Below are 19171 nucleotides of genomic sequence, written 5' to 3' on the forward strand. Positions count from 1 at the left end.
GTCCCGTGACTGCCCCTTGTGGCTTCAACGGGGCAGTCACGGAACAACAGATGGAACAAAGAGGGAGTATACAAATGAGAACCAGCCGCATTTTCCACGCCGTGGACTCGCACACCGAAGGCATGCCCACGCGCGTCATCACAGGTGGAATCGGCACGATCCCCGGTGCCACGATGGCTGAGCGCCGCCTGTGGTTCATGGAGAACAGCGACTGGATCCGGACCCTCCTGATGACCGAACCGCGCGGCCACGCCTCGATGAGCGGGGCCATCCTCCAGCCACCCACCCGGCCGGACGCGGACTTCGGCGTGCTGTTCATCGAGGTTTCAGGTCTGCTGCCGATGTGCGGCCACGGCACCATCGGAGTCGCTACGGTCCTGGTGGAGACCGGCATGGTGGAGGTCGTTGAACCGGTCACCACTGTGCGGCTCGATACGCCTGCCGGCCTGGTGATCGCCGAGGTGGCAGTCCAGGACGGGCACGCCGAGTCCGTGACCATCCGCAACGTTCCGTCGTTCGTGGATCGGCTTGACGCCAAGGTCGAAGTGCCAGGGTTCGGCCCCGTGTCCTACGACCTGGCGTTCGGCGGAAACTTCTACGCCATCGTGGACCTGGACCGCCTGGACCTGCCGTTCGACCGCGGGCGCAAGGATGACCTGCTTAAGGCTGGCTTGGCCATCATGGACGCGATCAATGCCTCGGATGCACCGGTCCACCCGGAGCGCGACGACATCCGCGGCTGCCACCACGTGTACCTCAAGGCCCCGGGTTCCACAGCGGAGCATTCCCGCCATGCGATGGCCATCCACCCGGGCTGGTTCGACCGCTCCCCCTGCGGCACGGGCACGAGCGCCCGGATGGCCCAGTTGCACGGCCGCGGCGAGCTGGAACTGGGCAAGGACTTCGTCAACGAGTCCTACATCGGCTCGCGTTTCATCGGCCGCCTCGTCGAGGAGACGGAAGTCGCCGGCCGTCCAGCCGTGATCCCCACAGTCACAGGACGGGCCTGGCTGACCGGTACCGCCCAGTATTTCCTCGATCCCACCGATCCCTTTCCTGCGGGGTTCCTGCTGTGAACATTCCCTATTTTGATTCGACGGCGGTGCGGGCCGCTGTTCCCTGGACAACGGCGATCGAGGCCCTGGAGCAGGCGCTCCTGAACATGGTCGACCCCGAGGACGACAGCCCCAGGCTATTCAGCCCCGCACCAAACGGGGAATTCCTGCTCATGGCTGCAACAAACCGGCAGTACAGCGGCATCAAGGCGCTCACCGTGGCCCCCGGCAACCCGGCACGGGGGCTGGAAAAGATCCAGGGCGTCTATGTTCTCTTCGATTCGGACACTTCGACCCCCCTGGCCACGATGGACGGCAACGAACTCACAGCCATCCGCACCCCGGCCACCACACTGCTGGCCGTCAAGCACATCCTTGCCTCGGCGCCCCGCGGCGCGGCTCCCCCTCACCCCGGCACGACGCGGGTGCTCGTGTTCGGCACCGGTGTGCAGTCGCTCAACCACCTTCGCGCCGCGCACGCCGTGCTCCCCGAAGCGAGCCTCGCCGTCGTCGGCCGGCGCCCGGACCGGGTAAAGGCGCTGATCGGGCAGCTGGCTGCCGAAGGCGTGGACGTCTTCCCCGCCACCCCTGCCGAGGTGGCTGACGCTGACGTGGTGATTTGCGCAACCTCCTCCCGTACGCCGCTGTTCGACGGCGGCCTGGTTGCCCCCGGTGCCGTAGTTGCAGCGGTGGGCCAGCACGGCTTGGACGCCCGCGAAGTCGACGCCGAACTCGTGCGGCGCAGCGACGTAGTGGTCGAAGGACGGGCCTCGGCGCTCCGCGAAGCCGGGGACCTGATACCCGCACGGCCTGCAGAGGAATGGGAAGCGATCCGGCCTGCCAACCTCCGCGATCTCGTGAAAGGCGAATTCGGGCGCGCCGCAGGAAAGCCCTGCCTGTACGCAGGGGTGGGGATGGCATGGGAAGACCTTGTGATCGCCAGCCTGGTGTATGAAGGAGGCACTCGACCATGAATTCCGTACAAGGAGTGCTCACCGTGCCAACCAACAACCAGCTCCCGATCGCCCCACTCGGCCGCCAGCACAGCCTGCGCGAGTCCGTGACGGAGTCACTGCGCACAGCGATCATCGCCGGCACGTTGGAGGAAGGCACCCTCTATTCCGCGCCGGCACTTGCCGCCGCTTTTGGCGTCTCAGCCACGCCGGTGCGCGAGGCAATGATGGACCTGACACGCGAAGGCCTGGTGGAAACCGTCAAAAACAAAGGCTTCCGCATCACCACCATGAGCGACCGGGAGCTGGACGAGCTGACGGAGATCCGCCTGCTCCTTGAGCCGCCAGTTGTTGGCGACGTAGCCGGCACCGTTCCCCCATCCGGCGTCAAAGTCCTGCGGTCCATGGCCGACGACATCGTTGACGCGGCGCGGAAGGGCGACCTCACCGCCTATCTTGCCGCGGACCGCATCTTCCACGCGGAGCTTCTGCGGTATACCGGCAACGGCCAGCTCGTCGAATTGGCCACCAGCCTGCGGTCCCGAACCCGCTTGTACGGCCTCAAGATCCTGAGCGACAGCAACCGCCTGGCCGATTCCGCCCAGGAACACCACGTCCTGCTGGACCTCATCGAGGCCGGAGACGGAGCCGCCGCGACCCAATTGATGCGCCAACACATCAGCCACGCCCGTGGCCTTTGGGCAACGGGCGAGACCGAGACACCACAGGAGCAGCAGACATGAACGCAGCGAGCGATGTGCTCGTCATCGGCGCAGGGGTAATCGGGGCGGCCACCGCCTACTTTGCAACGCAACAGGGCCTTACCGTGACTGTCCTGGACAAGGGGCTTCCCGCCAACGGCACGTCGTCCGCCTGCGAAGGAAACATCCTCGTCTCGGATAAGGAACTCGGTCCCGAACTTGAACTGACCCGCTACTCCCTGGACGTGTGGCATGGCGACCTCGCTGAGCACAAGCGGCTCTGGGAATTCGAGTCCAAGGGCGGCATCATCGTGGCCTCCCGCGAAAGCAGCCTGGCCTCGCTCAACCGGGTGATGGCCTCCCAGGCCGGCTTCGGCGTTCTTGTGGACAGGCTGGACGCGGATAATCTGCGGAAAGCCGAACCGCACATCACGCCGGACGCCCTGGGCGGAGCGTTCTACCCGGAGGACTGCCAAGTCCAGCCCATGCTGGTTGCCGCCCACCTGGTCCGGCTGGCGACACAAGCCGGAGCGCGTTTCCTTGCGGAAACGCCCGTTAGCGGCTTCCTCAGGAGCGGAGACCTCGTCACAGGCGTCCGGACACCGCGCGGCGACTTCTCCGCCGGGGCCGTGGTCAACTGCACCGGGACGTGGGCCGGCGAACTCGCCGCCCTGGCCGGGGTCAGCGTGCCGGTCCTCCCCCGCCGCGGCTTCGTCGTGGTGACCGAGCCGTTGCCGCCCATGGTCCACCACAAGGTCTATGCGGCCGAATACATCGACAACGTGGGCAGTTCCGGCGCCGGACTCCAAGCCTCCCCGGTGGTCGAAGGAACCCCCAGCGGCACCATCCTCATCGGCTCCACCCGCGAACGCGTCGGCTTCGACCGCACCGTAAGCGCCGACGCACTCCGGCTCCTGGCGGGCAACGCCGTGGCGCTTTTTCCCTTCCTCAAGCACGGTAAGGCCATCCGCCACTACCACGGCTTCCGGCCCTACTGCCCGGATCACCTTCCGGTGATGGGCCATGACGACCGCGCCCCCGGCCTGTGGCATGCGGCCGGCCACGAGGGTGCCGGCATTGGCCTTTCCGCAGGAACGGGCAAGCTCCTGGCACAGGCCCTGGCCGGCCAGTCGCCCGATCTTGACCTGGCCCCCTTTGCCCCGGCCCGGTTCGGCGAACAAGCCCCCAACAGCACAACATACCGAGAGGAGGCCACAGCATGAGTGCCTACAAATCAGAAGACAACCTGCTTGGCACGCCGGGCGAGGTGGCCGTCAGCTTTGACGGCCGTCCGATCAGGACATCTGCGGGCCAAAGCGTTGGCTCGGCGCTGGTCACCAACGGCATCACCGCCTGGCGCGATACGCGCAAGCACGCTCGTCCCCGCGGGCTGTTCTGCGGCATCGGCGTTTGCTTCGATTGCCTTGTCGCGGTCGACGGCGTACCGAACCAGCGCGCCTGCCTGGTGGAAGTGCGAGACGGCATGGAAATCACGGGTTCCTGCAAGCCTGCTGTGCATCCACTGTCCGGATCCGAAGGAGGACGGGAATGAGTGCCGCGGCTCCGGGCATTGTTGAAGCGGACGTTGCCGTCGTGGGGGCGGGACCGGCGGGACTGGCAGCCGCCGTCGCGGCAGCGGAAGCCAGAGTCGCCGTCGTTGTTGTGGATGCCGGCCCCCAACCGGGCGGCCAGTTCTGGCGGCACCGCCCCGAAACCGTTGAGCCCGACCCCGATGGTAAAGGCCACCATGGCTGGCGGACCTACCGTGACCTCCGTGCCCGCTTCGACGCCGCCCGCCACACGGGCCGGATCACATACTTACCCGGCCAACAGGTCTGGATGGCGGAAAAGGCCGACGCCGGATTCGTGGTCCGCACGACGCCCACCATGACGGCGGGCCCGACGTCCGGGAAAGCCGAAGGCGGCAGCACCGTCGTCGCCCGTCGCCTGGTTTTGTGCCCCGGAGGCTACGACCGCCAACTGCCGGTTCCCGGCTGGGACCTGCCCGGCGTGATGGCCGCAGGCGGGATTCAGGCGTTCGTCAAGGGCCGCGGAGCCCTTCCGGGGAAGCGTTTCGTCATCGCCGGCACCGGTCCTTTCCTTTTGCCGGTCGCGGCGGGCATTGCCAAAGCCGGCGGCCAGGTCCTCGCTGTGCTGGAATCGTCCTCACCCACGGCTTGGCTGCCCCACCTTAAGGCAGCCGCGGGTGTGCCGGAGAAGGCTGTCGAGGGTGTGGGGTACGCGGCCGTCTTCGCCCGGCACCGGATTCCATACTGCATCCGGACCATAGTCACGGAGGTGCTGGGAACTGACGGCGCCTCCGGCGTGCGCACGGCCAAGGTGGACGCCGACGGCCGGGCCCGGCCCGGTACAGAGCGCGTTTACCAGGACGTGGACATGATCGGCTTCGGCTGGGGCTTCACACCCCAGATGGAGTTGCCCCTGTCCCTCGGGGTTGAAACCCGCCTGGATGCGGATGGCTCCCTTGTCGGCGTCGTCACCGAGCGCCAGGAATCCAGCGTCCCCGGCCTCTTCCTGGCAGGTGAGGTGACCGGCGTCGGAGGCGCGACCCTGGCGGTGCTTGAGGGCCTCGCTGCCGGCGCTTCCGCTGCAGCCGAACCGGCTCCCGCCAGTGCACTGCCGGGCTCGCGCGCCATGGCCCGGCATCGGCGCTTCGCCGAGGCCATGCACCGCGCCCACCCCGTACCCGCAGCCTGGCAGGACTGGCTCGCTCCCCAGACCACCGTGTGCCGTTGCGAAGAGGTCACGGCCGGCGAAATCACCGAGGCACGGGAGAATTTGGGAGCCCGCGACGCCCGCACACTCAAATCCTTCACCCGCGCCGGAATGGGCTGGTGCCAGGGCCGCGTCTGCGGTTTCGCCGCCGCCTGCCTGGGCTCCGGCCCGGGTGCTGCTCCCACCATCGAGAGCCTGTCCGCCGCCGCAAAAAGACCACTGGCCGCACCCGTGGGCATCGGCGAACTCGCCGCGCTCCAAACTGCGGACGACTGACACTCCCCACCTAACCCTGCCTCCCGAAAGGAGACTGCGCATGACCACGACCGCCCCGGCCTCCGCCGTCGGACTCCAGCCCACCAACGACGCCGAGCTGGAAAACCTGCTCGCAGCCGCCCAAACGGCAGCGGCACCGCTCGCCGCACTCCGTCCCGCCGAGCGCGCCAGGCTGCTCGACGCCGTCGCCGACGCCTTGGATGCTGCAGCCGACCAACTCATTCCCGAGGCCCAACGGGAGACCCACCTGCCGGGGACGCGCCTGCGCGGGGAGCTCAAGCGCACCACCTTCCAACTTCGCCTCTTCGGGGAAGAACTGCGCGACGGCGGCTACCTTGACGCCCGCATCGACCACGCCGACCCCGAGTGGCCAATGGGCGCGCCCAGGCCGGACCTGCGGCGTCTGCGGGTGCCTATAGGACCCGTGGTGGTCTTCGCCGCCAGCAACTTTCCCTTCGCCTTCTCCGTTGCCGGCGGCGACACAGCCTCAGCACTTGCCGCAGGAAGCCCCGTACTGCTCAAAGCCCACTCCGGCCACCCCGCGCTGTCCCGGCTCACCGCAGAGGTGGTGACCGCCGCGCTTCGCGAGGCCGGTGCTCCGGACGGCACATTCGCGCTCATCGCCGGGACTGCAGCGGGAGCCGCAGCCCTGCGCGACCCGCGCGTCAAAGCCGGCGCCTTCACCGGATCCATCCCTGGCGGCCGTGCACTCTTCGACATCGCGAATTCCCGGCCGGAACCCATCCCCTTCTTCGGGGAACTGGGCAGCAACAACCCTGCCTTCGTCACCGCCGCTGCAGCCGGCAAGCGCGGTGCGGAGATCGCCCAGGGGTTCGTGGACTCCTTCACGATGGGAGCGGGGCAATTCTGCACCAAACCCGGGACGCTCTTCGTCCCCGCCGGATCCGGGATGGTCGAGGCCCTGTGCGGCGCCGCCCTGCCGCCGGCCGCTCCCCTGCTCAACGAGCGCATCCAATCCGGCTACACGGACGTCCTGCAAAGCCTCCAGTCAAACCCCCGCCTCACGGTACTGGCACAGGGAGCCGGCCCGCTGGCCAATCCCCCGGGACCAACACTCCTCCTCACAACGGCAGCGGACATGCTCTCGGGGCCGCACGCCCTCCAAAGAGAATGCTTCGGACCTACCGCCGTAGTGGTCACCTACGACGACGAATCCCAGCTCCCCCAGCTCGCCGAGACCTTCGAGGGCCAACTCACCGCCACTGTCCACGGAACTGATAGTTGCCAAGTGGCCGCACTGGTCGAGGTCCTGGCCCGCAAAGCGGGACGGGTGGTCTGGAACCAGTGGCCAACCGGTGTCTCAGTAACTCACGCGCAACAGCACGGCGGACCGTACCCGGCGACAACCGCAGCTGGAAGCACCTCCGTGGGCACCGCGGCGATCGAGCGCTTCCTGCGACCTGTCGCGTATCAGGGATTCCCTCAGCACCTCCTGCCGGACGCACTCCGCGAAGATAATCCCCTCGGAGTGCCGCGGCTGCTAGACGGCCGGCGGGAGGATTAGGCGTGGTTGTAGCTCAGTGGCTCCAGGCTCTCGCTCGGCCTGGGCGCCAGCCAACAGACCAGACGGACTGGCACGTTGCGCAGGGCGATCCCGGGAGGCGGATCATCAGCGAACGTTTGGACTCAGACGATTCCTACTGGTGGATCCTCGCCGGCGGAGTACACGTTCCCGGATTCGGCGCCTACGCTGGAGCGACGGAAGATTCCTAAGTTCGGGGCGGCATCGTCTAGCTGTCGCCACCTCCGGCCGGTAGTCCCAAGTGCTCTGGGCTGCCGGCCGGTCGCGGCGGTACCAGACAGAACCGAGTAAGTGCGAAACCTGCGCCACGACGGCTGGATCTTCGCCGCAGCCCTCCTGGCACTCGTTGCCGTTGCCGCACTACTGGCCGGGCGCTTCGAGAAGAGGCTGTCGGCTTGCGCGTCCGCTGACCCGGAGAAGGAATCCACCAGACTGCAATTGATCGCGTTCGCTCACGAGCGCAAACTTTTGGGCGACTGACGGAGCTCGGAACCACCCGCTTCGAGACGGGCGAGGCAACATCTAGATAGATCCTGGGGCGCCCGGTGGAGGATCCTTTCCGTACGGAGCATCTGCTTGGCGTGGTGGTCAACTGGCCCTCGGTGTGGCCTGACCGATGACTTTTCCGCGCCGTGCTGGTCTGTACAACGAATACCGACTCACGGGAGACTGGCGCCATGCGAAAACTGACCTTCGGCATGAACCTGAGCCTGGACGGCTACATCGCCGCGCCCGGCGACGACCTCGGCTGGAGCGTACCGAGCGACGAGCTGTTCCAATGGTGGTCCGACCGGGTGGGGGCGACGGGCCTGGCGCTGTACGGGCGCAAACTGTGGGAGACGATGAGCTCGCACTGGCCGACCGCCGACCAGCAGCCTGGCGCCACACCGGCGCAGATCGAGTTCGCCCGCCGCTGGCGGGACATGCCGAAGGTGGTGTTCTCCTCGACGATCAGCACGGTCGACTGGAATACCCGCCTGGTCACCGGCGACGCGGTCACCGAGATCACCCGGCTCAAGGCCGACGACGGCGGCCCCATGGACATCGGGGGTGCCACACTCGCCGCGGCGGCCATGCGGGCCGGGCTGATCGACGAGTACGCGATCGTCACCCATCCGGTCCTGGTGGGCGGCGGCACGCCGTTCTTCACAGCCCTGGACAACTGGGTGAACCTGAGCCTGGTGGAGACCCGGACGTTTCCCGACGGTGTGGTCCTTACCAGGTACGAGACCAGGAGCTGAGTGCCCGACGTCGAATCAGCGCGAGCTTCGGGCCACCCAAGGATCTCGTGGCGCTGTGTTCCAAGGCGATCGTGACGTTCCTGCCGGATCCTGTAGTTCACCGCAGACGATCCGTCCGGATAGGGATCCCCTACCGGAAGGCCGTCACCTATCCGTGCAGCAGACCAGCGTTTTTTCCTTAGGATCAGGCTGATCTAGATCCAGTCGGCTTGTGGCCGGCGATGAGGGCAGCGACTCCGACTATCAATAGCTTGTCCAAAACCCCACGATGTCTCCGATGTACGTTCCCGTCGACAATATACCCGGGGATGAAGATGAAGGATCGTTGCCCGGTCGTTTGATGTGACTTCTCTAGCGGCGACGTGATTTCCCGAGCTCTGCTAGGTCATGCACGGACGGGTGACAGTGGTTGGGCACAGCTGACAATTCCTACTGCCCGGCCAAGGATCGGCTTACGGACGCTGGTGCGACATAGAGCGATCACAGAATGCCGCCACGAAGCGGTCAGATCCACACTTACGGGCGAAAGATGGGGCCTTGCCGCGCCATGGTCAAAAACGGTCGTTATTGACCTACACGGGCGGGCTGGTGGGCGATCGCCGGCCGCGCGGTCCAAGGTATCGGGGCTGCGATCGTGGCCCCCGCGTCCCTGTCACTGCTGATGGCGAGCTTCCCGGAAGGCCGTGAGCGCACCCGGGCGGTGTCCCTCTACGGTGCGACCGCCGGGATCGGTGCCAGCCTCGGCCTGGTCATCGGCGGCGCACTGGCGCACTGGATTTCCTGGCGCGCCGGGTTCGTCGTCAACGTACCCATCGGCGCGGCGATGATCGCGCTTGCTCCCCGATTCCTCCCGGAAACCGGACGTGCCAGCGGCCGCTTCGACGTTGCCGGGGCGCTGACTGCGACCCTCGGCGTCGGTGCACTGGTATTTGGGATCATCAATACCGCTGAAGCGGGCTGGATCTCGCCGGTCACCGTTACGGCTGTGGGCGCCGGCGTCGTACTCCTGGTCTTGTTCGTGCTGATCGAACGCAAGGCGGCTCAGCCGATCATGCCGTTGCGGCTGTTCGCGAGCCGCCGCCGCACTGGCGCCTATGTGGCACGCTTCCTCTACCTCGGTGCGATGATCGGGTTCTTCTTCTTCACCACCCAGTTCATGCAGGAAGTCCTTGGCTTCAATCCGCTGCAGGCCGGGATCGGGTTCCTGCCCATGACCGCCGTGAACTTCGCCGTCGCGATGAGCATTCCACCGCTGGTCAGGCGGATGCCGGGCTCGGTTGCTCTGCTGGCCGGTATCCTGATCACCCTCGCCGGGATGTTCTGGCTCAGCCGCGCCGGTGTCGACTCCAGCTACTTGACCGGAGTCGCCCTGCCGATGGTCCTCATTGGCGCCGGCCAAGGGTTTGCCTTCGCGCCGCTGACGTCGTTCGGCATCTTTGGTGCCCCTGCGGCCGACGCTGGCGCGGCTTCGGGCCTGGTGAACACCTTCCACCAGATTGGTACCTGCCTGGGGCTCGGCATCGCGGTCGCGGCCGCAGCCACCGTCCCCATCGGAGGCCCTGCTGCGGGGCACCTGGCCGCGCAGGTCACCGCCGCGCTCACCACGGGCAGCGTCCTCCTTCTCCTCGCCCTGGTCACCACAGCGGCCCTCGTCCTGCCCGCAGATCTCGCGGCCCGGCGAGCCGGGAAAACAAGGTCGACCGTGCCCGCACCGGAGGCTGTGCCCGCCCGCTGAACCGTCTGAGACCCGATCCCCCGGGCTCCACGGAAAAAGCTTGTCCGCGTTTTCTGCCTCCTGAAGGACAAGCCCTTCATTCCCCTCAACCCAAGCGTTCAACAACACTAAGGAAAAATACGATGAAAACACGTAAGCTCGGCGACGGCCTTGAGACATCGGCCATCGGCCTCGGCTGCATGGGGCTCAGCTTCGGCCTTGGCCCCGCCACCGACCGGACCGAAGCCCTTGCCGTCATCCGGTCCGCCGCCGAACGCGGCGTCACCCTCTTCGACACCGCCGAGGGCTACGGCCCCTACGTCAACGAAGAACTCGTCGGCGAAGCGCCGCAGCCCATCCGCCACGGCGTTCAAGTGGCCACCAAGTTCGGGTTCGACATCAACGCCGACGGGGAAACGGTCGGACTCAACAGCCGCCCCGGGCACATTCGGGACGTGGTTGAGGCGTCGCTGCGCCGGCTGCGCACCGATCACATCGACGTGCTGTACCAGCACCGGGTTGATCCGGACGTCCCGATGGAGGACGTCGCAGGCGCCGTCAAGGAACTCATCGCCGAGGGCAAAGTACGCCACTTTGGCCTGTCCGAGGCGAGCGAGACAAGCATCCGTCGTGCCCACGCCGTCCAACCCATCGCCGTCATCCAGGACCACTACTCACTGTGGATGCGGGAACCGGAAACCAAGAAGTTCGGGGTCTGCGAAGAGCTGGGGATCGGGCTGGTCGCCTGGGGTCCGCTCGGACAGGGATTCCTCACCGGCGGCATCACCCGGGACATGAAGTTCGATAACCCTAATGATCTCCGGGCGGACTTCCCGCGCTTCACGCCTGAGGCACTTGAGGCGAACTTCGCCCTCGTCGACTTCCTCAAGAATTTCGGCGCCGAAAAGGGCGCCTCCCCGGCGCAACTGGCACTGGCCTGGCTCCTGGCCCAGAAACCGTGGGTCGTTCCGATCCCCGGCGGCACCCGCCTGACCCACCTGGACGACAACCTGCCCGCGGCCGACCTCGAACTCACTGCGAACGACCTGCAGCGGATCGACGAAGCCCTCACCGCTCTCGACCTCGTCGGCGCACCGCTTTCGGCAGGGCTGGACGCCGCCATCGACCGCGACCGCTAACCGCACGGTCAACCTGCTGGCCAATTGCCGGCACCCCAGCGGCGCCGACAATTGGCCAGCCCCGACTCTCGCCGCGACCGCCCGCTGAACCAACACACCTGCACTTCATGGGGGTACTGACATGCACTCCCAAGCGGTCCGTGACCGGTGTTGACTGGAAGCCGGCAACAACCACTAAGGAACCCCAACCATGCGAGCAACACTGATGTACGGCGCCGGAGACGTGCGCGTCGAAACCGTTCCCAACCCCACGATCCAGGAGCCCACTGACGCGATCGTGCGCATCCTGGCCGGCTGCATCTGCGGCAGCCACCTGTGGCCCTACGCCTCCAAGCCCGAAACCCTCCGAAGGCGCCCGGATGGGCCACGAATTCGTAGGCATCGTCGAAAAACTCGGCTCCGAGGTGACCGGCCTGACCGTGGGTGACTTTGTCATCGCACCCTTCGTGGCCTCCGACGGCACCTGCGATTTCTGCAAGGAAGGACTGCAGACCTCCTGCCGCCACGGCGCCCACTGGGGCGGCCAGGGCGAATTCGCCCGGGTTCCGCAGGCATCGGGCACCCTTGTCGTGGTGCCCGCCGGCTTCGATGAGAAGCTGATTCCGTCACTGCTGAGCCTGTCCGATGTCATGTCGACTGGATACCACGCGGCCAAGAAGGCCGACATCGAGCCCGGGCAGACCGTTACCGTGATCGGTGACGGCGCTATGGGACTCTCAGCGGTTCTCTCCGCCAAGCTCATGGGCGCGTCGCGCATCATCCTCATGGGCCGCCACCCGGCCCGCACGGACCTCGGCCGCGAATTCGGCGCCACCGACGTCGTGGGCGAACGCGGTGAGGAAGGCATCGCCAAGGTCAGGGAACTCACCAACGGCGACGGAACCCATGCCGTGCTCAAGCCGTGGGCCTCAAGCCGGCGATCGAGATGGCGATCGGTGTCGTCCGCGACGGCGGCATCATCAGCCGCGTCGGAGCACCGCAGTTCTCCGACGTTCCGCTCGGGTTCGCTGAGTTCATGCGCAACGTCACGCTCACCGGCGGCGTCGCACCGGCCAGGGCCTACATCGAGGAGCTGCTGCCCCTCGTGCTCGACGGCACCATCGAACCCGGCAAGGTCTTCGACCGCACCATCGGCCTGGACGACGTCCCGGCCGGCTACCAGGCCATGGCCGACCGCGAAGCACTTAAAGTACTCGTCCGCCCGTAACCAAAGGATCAACATGTCTATGAACATCACGCTCAACAACGGGGTCGTCATGCCGGCCATCGGGCTCGGCGTCTTCCAAAGCCCGCCGGAAGAAACAACGGCCGCGGTCGAGGCCGCCCTTGCTGCCGGTTACCGGCACATTGACACTGCCGCCGCCTACGGAAATGAGCGGGAGGTCGGCGACGGCATCCGCAGCTCCGGGCTCGACCGGTCGGACGTGTTCATCGAGACCAAGGTATGGGTCAGCGACTACGGCTACGACCAGACGCTGCATGCCTGGGACAAGGCGACCGGCAAGCTCGGGGTGGACTACCTGGATCTGCTGATCCTGCACCAGCCGGTGCCGAGCCGCTTCGAGAAGGCCATCGCAGCGTACAAGGCGCTGGAAACCCTGCTCGCCGACGGGCGCGTGCGGGCCATCGGTGTCAGCAACTTCATGCCGCACCACCTCAAGCAGCTGCTCGCTGCCACCGACGTCGTCCCGGCCGTGAACCAGGTGGAGCTGCACCCGTACTTCAGCCAACCGGATGTCCGGGCGGCCGACGCCGAACACGGCATCACCACCCAGGCCTGGTCACCGATCGGCGGCATCACCTTGTACCCCGGCTGGGGCGAGGACCGGAAGAACGTCATGCAGGACCCCGCCATCGCCGCGATCGCTGAAGCGCACGGCAAGACGCCGGCGCAGATCATGCTGCGCTGGCACCTGCGGCAGGGCCGCTCAGCCATCCCGAAATCGACCAACCCGGCACGCATCGCCGAGAACTTCGACGTTTTCAACTTCGACCTGTCCTCGGACGAGCTTGCGGCCATCGACGCGTTGGACACCGGCGTGCGCAACGGCCCGGACCCGGACCTCTCCCGCGACCAGTGGTTCGATGTGTCCATCCCCGAAGCCTAAGCACGGCAGAACCAGACCAGAGAGAAGGAACCAGCATGGAATACCGCTCGCTTGGCCGCACCGGAGTCAAAGTCAGTCCCCTGTGCCTGGGTGCGATGATGTTCGGCCCCTGGGGTAACGAGGATCGCGCTGACAGCATCCGCATCATCCACCGTGCCCTTGATGCAGGGATCAATTTCGTCGACACCGCTGACGTCTATTCCGGCGGGGTATCCGAGGAGATCGTCGGGCAGGCGCTGGAAGGCAGACGTGATGACGTCTTCCTCGCCACCAAGTTCTTCATGCCCATGAACCAGGATGACCCCAACCAGCGTGGCGGCTCCCGCCGGTGGATCATCCGGGAGGTGGAGAACTCGCTGCGTCGGCTGAACACCGACTACAATCGACCTCTACCAGGTCCACCGGCCCAGCTCGGACACGGACGTCGAGGAAACCCTCGGCGCGCTCACCGACCTGGTCCGCCAGGGCAAGGTCCGGTACATCGGTTCCTCGTCCTACTCGGGATCGCAGATCGTCGAAGCCCAGTGGGTGTCGAGGGAGCGGAACCTGGAGCGGTTCGTCACCGAGCAGCCGCCCTACTCGATCCTGGTCCGCGGCATTGAGGAAGACATCCTTCCCGCGGCGCAACGGCACGGAATGGGCACCCTCACGTACAGCCCGCTCAGCGGTGGCTGGCTCTCCGGCCGCTGGCGCAAGGATTCAGCCTCGGCACCCACGTCAAGTGCCCGCCCGAGCGCCCGCTTCGACCTGACGAGCCCGGCCAATCTGCGAAAGCTCGACATCGTCGAAGAACTCGCCCAGCTCGCCGAACAATCAGGTATGACGCTCATTGAGCTGGCTATCGCGTTCGTGATCAACCACCCCGGCGTCACCTCAGCCATCGTGGGCCCGCGCACCATGGAGCAGCTGGAGTCCTACCTCCCCGCGGCGGCCATCACGCTGTCCACTGATGTGCTGGACAGGATCGACAAGCTCGTAGCCCCAGGTGTCACCGTTAACCCCGACGACAACAGCTACGGCGCACACGAACTCACCGCAAAGGCACGGCGACGGCACCAATCATGAGCGACAAGTTGATGGGTGCGCTCTACGAATCCATGTGTGATGCGATGGTGGCTGCTGATATCGCCGGGCTGGACAGCGTTCTCGCCGACGAATTCACGCTCACCCACATGACGGGCTACGTGCAGTCCACGGTTGAATGGCTGGACGCCATCGAAACCGGCCAGATGCAGTACCACCGGATGGAGACAGTCGAGGCATCCCCGAGTCCGGAGGGGGCCGCGCCCGGCTGACCGCACGGACGCTTACCGACGCGACAATTTGGGGGTCGAGGGCCACGTGGCGGCTAACGCTACGTTCCTGGTTCGAGCCTCGAGGCGAGGAATGGGTCATCACAAGAACGGTCGCATCGACCTGGTAACAACCCACCACACAACGGTGTCGGTGCGCTGCATCCGAGGACAAGAAAAGTGAGGAGGACCTGATGGAGGGCCTGGAGACCGTTGTACTGCTGGGCGTGGCCGTGCTCGCGGGCGCCGTGTTGGCTCCGCGGCTCCGTGTTGCCGCCCCCTTGCTGCTGCTGGTTTTCGGCCTTCTCCTTGGCTTCGTTCCGCAGCTGCGGCAGATCGAGCTTCCACCGGAGACGGTGCTGTTGATCTTCCTGCCCGTCATGCTGTTCTGGGAAAGCCTAACCACCTCGCTCCGCTCCATCCGCCGGGACCTGCGCGGCATCGTCATCATGAGCACCCTGTTGGTCGTAGTCTCCGCTCTCGCAGTTGCCGGTTTGGCGCACCTTCTCGGCCTGCCATGGAACACGGCCCTTATCCTCGGTGCGGCCCTCGCGCCACCGGACGCGACGGCCGTCGCTGCTCTCGGGCGGATGCTTCCGAGCCGGAACTTCATGCTGCTCAAGGCCGAAAGCCTGACAAATGACGGCACCGCCCTGGTGTTGTACGCCATCGCCGTGGGCCTGACACTGGGCGGCAACTACACCCGGTCGATATTGCCGGGTTGTTCGCTCTCTCCTACGCCGGAGGGGCGCTAGCCGGTGTGATAGTCGCCGGGACGGCTTATCTGCTCCTGGCCCGGGTACGCGACCCGCTCATTACCAACATCGCACTGCTGATCACCCCGTTCGCGGCTTTCCTGCTCGCCGAAGCAGTTCGAGCCTCAGGAGTCCTGGCCGTTGTTGTAGCCGGCCTGATCATCTCCTTCATATCCAACCGGATCAGCACGGCAGAGCCCCGCCGTCAGACAGAGTCTGCATGGCCCTTGGGCTCCTACCTGCTCAACGGAGCCCTGTTCGTTCTCATCGGCCTTCAGGTCCAGGCCGCAGTACACGAGATTGAGCCCCGTAACGTGGGTCGCCTTCTGGCGTCAACAGTTGCCGTGTGGGTCGCGCTCATCGTGATCCGGTTCGTGTTCCAGACCCTTAGCATCACCCTCATCCGGCTTCTGGACCGGCGCCCTTCGCAGCGCAAGCGCAGAATGACCTACCGTGCCCGCGTCGTCAGCTCCATCGCAGGTTTCCGCGGAGCAGTGTCCCTGGCGATCGCACTGTCTGTGCCACCGATACTGAATGACGGCCAGCCGCTCCCCGGACGCGACGACATCATCTTCATCAGTGCCGGCGTGATAGTGCTGACCATGCTTGTGCAGGGACCTCTACTGCACCCGGTGGTTCGTTGGGCCAAGCTGCCGGATGAGCCCGAGGAGGAAGAACTGCGCCTGGCCGAACTGGCCATCTCCTTAGCCGCCGTCCTAGCCGTTGACGACCTCGCGAACAAACTCGGGATCAACGCGGAAGTCCACGACCGCGTCGCAGACGAATACCGATCCCATCTGTCCGTGCTGCAGGCCCTACGGGAGGGCTCCGATCCGGACGCCACCACGCAATCACACCAGGAAGAACAGACGCTCCGCCACGGCCTGCTCGACAAAAAGCGTGAAGTGCTCCTCGGGCTGCGTCTCGCCGGCACCGTCGATGACACCGTCGCACGGCGGATCCAAACCAGGCTCGACATCGAAGAACAACGCCTCACCGGCGTCGAAACATACGACTAACGCCAACAGGCAACCAAAGGTTCACACCGAAAGAAGGATCAACATGGCAGACCAGCCAAAGCAGGTCGGCGGCGGCCAAAAGATGTTCGGGGACTTCGCACCGAAGCTTGCCGAGCTCACCGACGACATGCTCTTCGAGGACGTCTGGAACCGGCCCGAACTGAGCGCCCGCGATCGCAGCCTCATCACGGTAGCTGTACTCACCGCCGGCGGAAACACCGAGCAGTTGGGTTCCCATCTCGGCCGGGCCCTCGACAATGGTGTGACCCAGGAGGAGCTCATCGAAGCCATCAGCCATGTCACGCTCTACGCCAGCTGGCCCAGGGGCATGTCTGCAATGGGCGTCGCCAAGCAAGTCTTCGCTGACAAGAAGTAAGGAGGCAATGATGAACATCGAACCCACCGTTCCGACCACAAAGAACCCGCCGGCCCAGTTTGCCGGTGACGTGTGGCTTGACCCGATCGCCCTTCCCCACGGGGACGACCAGACGATGGTCGTCGCGACCGTCCGCTTCGCACCCGGAGCACGCACGGCCTGGCACTCGCACCAGCACGGCCAGTACCTGAGGTCACCCAAGGTGTTGGGCGCTTCGGCACCCGAGACGGAAAGATCATCGAAGTCCACCCCGGCCAGACGCTCTACACCCCGCCCGGCGAAGAGCACTGGCACGCGGCCGCCCCCGGCTGCTTCATGGAACACATCGCCATGCTCCAAAACGGCGAGGACCCCTCCAAAACCACCACTTGGGGCGAGCACATCAACGACGACGAGTACAACGGTCGCTAACCGCAGCCCATCTCTTCGGGGAACGTCTCATAACCCTAGGGATTCGGGGCAGATGGGTTATGAGACAGTGCGCCCGGCCTGGGACTTCAGCATCGATCATCCGCGAAACCGTGCCGGCCCCGACCTCCGCAAACGACACCACCCTCTAGCCCACTGCCGCCGCCCCGGGTGTGCGATGGCGGTGACGCTCGATGGGCGACTTGGCCATCGACTGGGCTAGTTCGGCGGCCTGGGCGTCGCCTTCCATGGCGGAGATGACCGAGCCCTTTAGCAAGAGGTGCCATGCACGGGCGAAATCGACGCAACGTTCCAGCCCCGCCTCCTCCGCCAACGCCTGCGCGTGTCCTCGGATCCTTGCCATGTAGCCCACGCAGGCCCTGCCCAAAGGGTGGTCCGGGCCCATTTCCATCAGGACCTTGATAAACAAGTTGGATTCGTATCCGCCGTTCCCGAGCCAGTCCGCGAACACGTCAAAGATGATGAGCAGCTCTTCCTCTGGGGTTGCACTGCGGCTCTGAGCCTCAGCCACGACCTCCGCGAACCAGATCTGGTCTCGGCGCGCCAGAACTGCCAGGACCAGATCGTCTTTGGACGGGAAGTGCCGGTAGAACGTCGACTTGGCAACCCCGGAGGACTCGATCAATTCATTGACGCCGACGTCCCGGAGACCCCGCCGGCAAAACAGATCGTAGGCGGTATTGAGAATACGATCCTCGGTACCGACCGTGGCCACCGAGGGCGGGCCAGGAAGGGAAATGTCGTGCGGAACCTCCCCTGCTTTCATGAGCGAACAGTCTACGCCCCGAGAGAAGGTTCAGCCCGGCAGGTGCCCGGTCACGGACGACATCGTAGGCCGTCTCAGAACGCTTTAGTTTGGCGGTGAGGACTTCCTTGGCGAGTGCCATGGCTGAGATCGCTGCGGGCCATCCGGCGTAGAAGGCCAGATGGATGATCGCCTCTTTGAGTTCAATCTCCGTCAGTCCGTTGGCCCGGGTCCGGGCTATGTGTCCGCGGATCTGTTCGGTGCTGCCGCTTGTGATCAGGCTGGCGACGGTGACGACACTGCGGTCCCTGGGGGAGAGCTCGTTGCATTCCCAAACGTCAGAGAAGAGCACGCTGTCTGTGAGAACGACGAGCATCCTCGAGAACCGCATGTTCCCAGATCCCGGAAGCGAATGAGCGGCGGGGCAATTCTGTGTAATCGGCCTCGGTAAACTGATGCTCCTGGCCCGGCAGCAGCACGTCCTTGCAGTCGAGGAGCCCGATCGAGCCATTCTCACGGCTATACTGCACTACGTCATAGATCGGCCCTGGGCTCATGTTAATCACAAAGTACCCGATCTCTACATCTTCGCCGTTCAAAGCTGCGTATATGTGGCTTGATGGCTTTCGGAGGTGTACGCCACTTGCCGGACTTGGGCTTCCCGGCGTACACGGGCATCTCGGCGGACGACGATGTAGGTGGCCAAAAGGCAGCAGTGGTTCGCGCATGGTGGCGCGGCTCAGTTGGTCAGTCTTCCTTTGAAAGTTCGCCCAGGCCGCTTCGTAGGCTGCTTCCCCCTCCTCCTTGGCCTCAAGCTTGGAAGCATCCGTAATGGCCTCGTCGATGTCCACCAGTTGTCCGCGAATGCTAGATGTATTGACCTGAGAGGTTAGTGACACGGCTGATTGGTGGCTGACCTTTGAGTGAGGTGTGGCCTCGGTGATGATTGTAGTGATGGAGCCAGTCGGCGAATGCGGCAACACGCTCGCTTTCTGACGCATAGGGCTTCGCGTAGGCCCATTCATCGAGCATGGTGCGGTTGTATCGCTCAACTTTGCCGTTTGTCTGCGGCCTGTAGGGCGGGTGCGT

General features: G+C 65.5%; 20 protein-coding genes and 3 pseudogenes. 19 read left to right on the forward strand and 4 right to left on the reverse strand.

Annotation, left to right across the window (positions count from 1 at the left end; translation table 11 throughout):
- Positions 1–74: 74 nt before the first annotated feature.
- The 19 genes and pseudogenes from AC1DFE_RS13925 (at position 75) to AC1DFE_RS14015 (ending at position 17319) form a co-directional block, all read left to right on the forward strand.
- Positions 75–1076, forward strand: coding sequence for a proline racemase family protein (locus AC1DFE_RS13925; protein WP_476906462.1), 1002 nt, complete (start codon positions 75–77; stop codon positions 1074–1076).
- Positions 1073–2029: an ornithine cyclodeaminase family protein gene (locus tag AC1DFE_RS13930; RefSeq protein WP_476906463.1), complete on the forward strand. Its 957-nt coding sequence runs from the start codon at positions 1073–1075 to the stop codon at positions 2027–2029. Before AC1DFE_RS13925 ends, AC1DFE_RS13930 begins: the two co-directional genes overlap by 4 nt.
- A complete protein-coding gene (locus AC1DFE_RS13935; RefSeq protein WP_476906464.1) occupies positions 2026–2751 on the forward strand; it encodes a GntR family transcriptional regulator in 726 nt (241 codons plus the stop codon). Before AC1DFE_RS13930 ends, AC1DFE_RS13935 begins: the two co-directional genes overlap by 4 nt.
- A complete protein-coding gene (locus tag AC1DFE_RS13940; protein WP_476906465.1) occupies positions 2748–3932 on the forward strand; it encodes an NAD(P)/FAD-dependent oxidoreductase in 1185 nt (394 codons plus the stop codon). Before AC1DFE_RS13935 ends, AC1DFE_RS13940 begins: the two co-directional genes overlap by 4 nt.
- On the forward strand, positions 3929–4261 hold the full coding sequence (locus AC1DFE_RS13945) for a (2Fe-2S)-binding protein (protein ID WP_476906466.1): 333 nt from the start codon (positions 3929–3931) through the stop codon (positions 4259–4261). Before AC1DFE_RS13940 ends, AC1DFE_RS13945 begins: the two co-directional genes overlap by 4 nt.
- The gene (locus AC1DFE_RS13950) at positions 4258–5721 is read left to right on the forward strand and encodes an FAD-dependent oxidoreductase (RefSeq protein ID WP_476906467.1); all 1464 of its coding nucleotides are present in this window, start codon (positions 4258–4260) and stop codon (positions 5719–5721) included. The genes AC1DFE_RS13945 and AC1DFE_RS13950 overlap by 4 nt, the downstream gene beginning before the upstream one ends.
- Positions 5722–5761: 40 nt before the next feature.
- Positions 5762–7246 (forward strand): aldehyde dehydrogenase (NADP(+)), encoded by a 1485-nt coding sequence (locus tag AC1DFE_RS13955; RefSeq protein WP_476906468.1) that lies wholly within the window; start codon positions 5762–5764, stop codon positions 7244–7246.
- 309 nt (positions 7247–7555) lie between these two features.
- Positions 7556–7744: a hypothetical protein gene (locus AC1DFE_RS13960; protein ID WP_476906469.1), complete on the forward strand. Its 189-nt coding sequence runs from the start codon at positions 7556–7558 to the stop codon at positions 7742–7744.
- A gap of 197 nt (positions 7745–7941) precedes the next feature.
- Positions 7942–8505, forward strand: coding sequence for a dihydrofolate reductase family protein (locus AC1DFE_RS13965; protein WP_476906470.1), 564 nt, complete (start codon positions 7942–7944; stop codon positions 8503–8505).
- Between the two features lie 595 nt (positions 8506–9100).
- Positions 9101–10240 carry an MFS transporter gene (locus AC1DFE_RS13970; protein ID WP_476906481.1) on the forward strand — a complete coding sequence of 380 codons (1140 nt, stop codon included), beginning with the start codon at positions 9101–9103 and terminating at the stop codon, positions 10238–10240.
- Between the two features lie 122 nt (positions 10241–10362).
- On the forward strand, positions 10363–11358 hold the full coding sequence (locus AC1DFE_RS13975; protein ID WP_476906471.1) for an aldo/keto reductase: 996 nt from the start codon (positions 10363–10365) through the stop codon (positions 11356–11358).
- Positions 11359–11548: 190 nt separating this feature from the next.
- Positions 11549–12565 (forward strand): annotated as a pseudogene (locus AC1DFE_RS13980) (zinc-binding dehydrogenase).
- A gap of 19 nt (positions 12566–12584) precedes the next feature.
- Positions 12585–13466 (forward strand): aldo/keto reductase, encoded by an 882-nt coding sequence (locus tag AC1DFE_RS13985; protein WP_476906482.1) that lies wholly within the window; start codon positions 12585–12587, stop codon positions 13464–13466.
- A 35-nt stretch (positions 13467–13501) separates the two neighbouring features.
- A pseudogene (locus AC1DFE_RS13990) lies at positions 13502–14531 on the forward strand (aldo/keto reductase).
- Positions 14528–14761, forward strand: coding sequence for a nuclear transport factor 2 family protein (locus tag AC1DFE_RS13995; protein ID WP_476906472.1), 234 nt, complete (start codon positions 14528–14530; stop codon positions 14759–14761). Before AC1DFE_RS13990 ends, AC1DFE_RS13995 begins: the two are co-directional and overlap by 4 nt.
- 191 nt (positions 14762–14952) lie before the next feature.
- Positions 14953–15513, forward strand: a complete 561-nt coding sequence (locus AC1DFE_RS14000; RefSeq protein ID WP_476906473.1) for a cation:proton antiporter domain-containing protein — start codon at positions 14953–14955, stop codon at positions 15511–15513.
- Positions 15480–16532, forward strand: coding sequence for a cation:proton antiporter domain-containing protein (locus AC1DFE_RS14005; RefSeq protein ID WP_476906474.1), 1053 nt, complete (start codon positions 15480–15482; stop codon positions 16530–16532). The genes AC1DFE_RS14000 and AC1DFE_RS14005 overlap by 34 nt, the downstream gene beginning before the upstream one ends.
- A gap of 43 nt (positions 16533–16575) precedes the next feature.
- Positions 16576–16908: a carboxymuconolactone decarboxylase family protein gene (locus AC1DFE_RS14010; RefSeq protein ID WP_476906475.1), complete on the forward strand. Its 333-nt coding sequence runs from the start codon at positions 16576–16578 to the stop codon at positions 16906–16908.
- 10 nt (positions 16909–16918) lie between these two features.
- Positions 16919–17319, forward strand: a pseudogene (locus AC1DFE_RS14015) (cupin domain-containing protein).
- 145 nt (positions 17320–17464) lie between these two features.
- On the opposite strand, the gene AC1DFE_RS14020 reads toward AC1DFE_RS14015, so the two are convergent.
- The 4 genes from AC1DFE_RS14020 to AC1DFE_RS14035 all read right to left on the reverse strand — a co-directional run.
- The gene (locus AC1DFE_RS14020; protein WP_476906483.1) at positions 17465–18052 is read right to left on the reverse strand and encodes a TetR/AcrR family transcriptional regulator; all 588 of its coding nucleotides are present in this window, start codon (positions 18050–18052) and stop codon (positions 17465–17467) included.
- Positions 17964–18473, reverse strand: a complete 510-nt coding sequence (locus AC1DFE_RS14025; protein ID WP_476906476.1) for a carboxymuconolactone decarboxylase family protein — start codon at positions 18471–18473, stop codon at positions 17964–17966. The genes AC1DFE_RS14020 and AC1DFE_RS14025 overlap by 89 nt, the downstream gene beginning before the upstream one ends.
- Positions 18421–18933, reverse strand: a complete 513-nt coding sequence (locus tag AC1DFE_RS14030; RefSeq protein ID WP_476906484.1) for a hypothetical protein — start codon at positions 18931–18933, stop codon at positions 18421–18423. Before AC1DFE_RS14030 ends, AC1DFE_RS14025 begins: the two co-directional genes overlap by 53 nt.
- Before the next feature lie 16 nt (positions 18934–18949).
- On the reverse strand, positions 18950–19171 hold a 222-nt coding region (locus AC1DFE_RS14035), incomplete at its 5' end, for an integrase core domain-containing protein (protein ID WP_476906477.1).

This window comes from Arthrobacter sp. 05T423 (assembly GCF_056396245.1).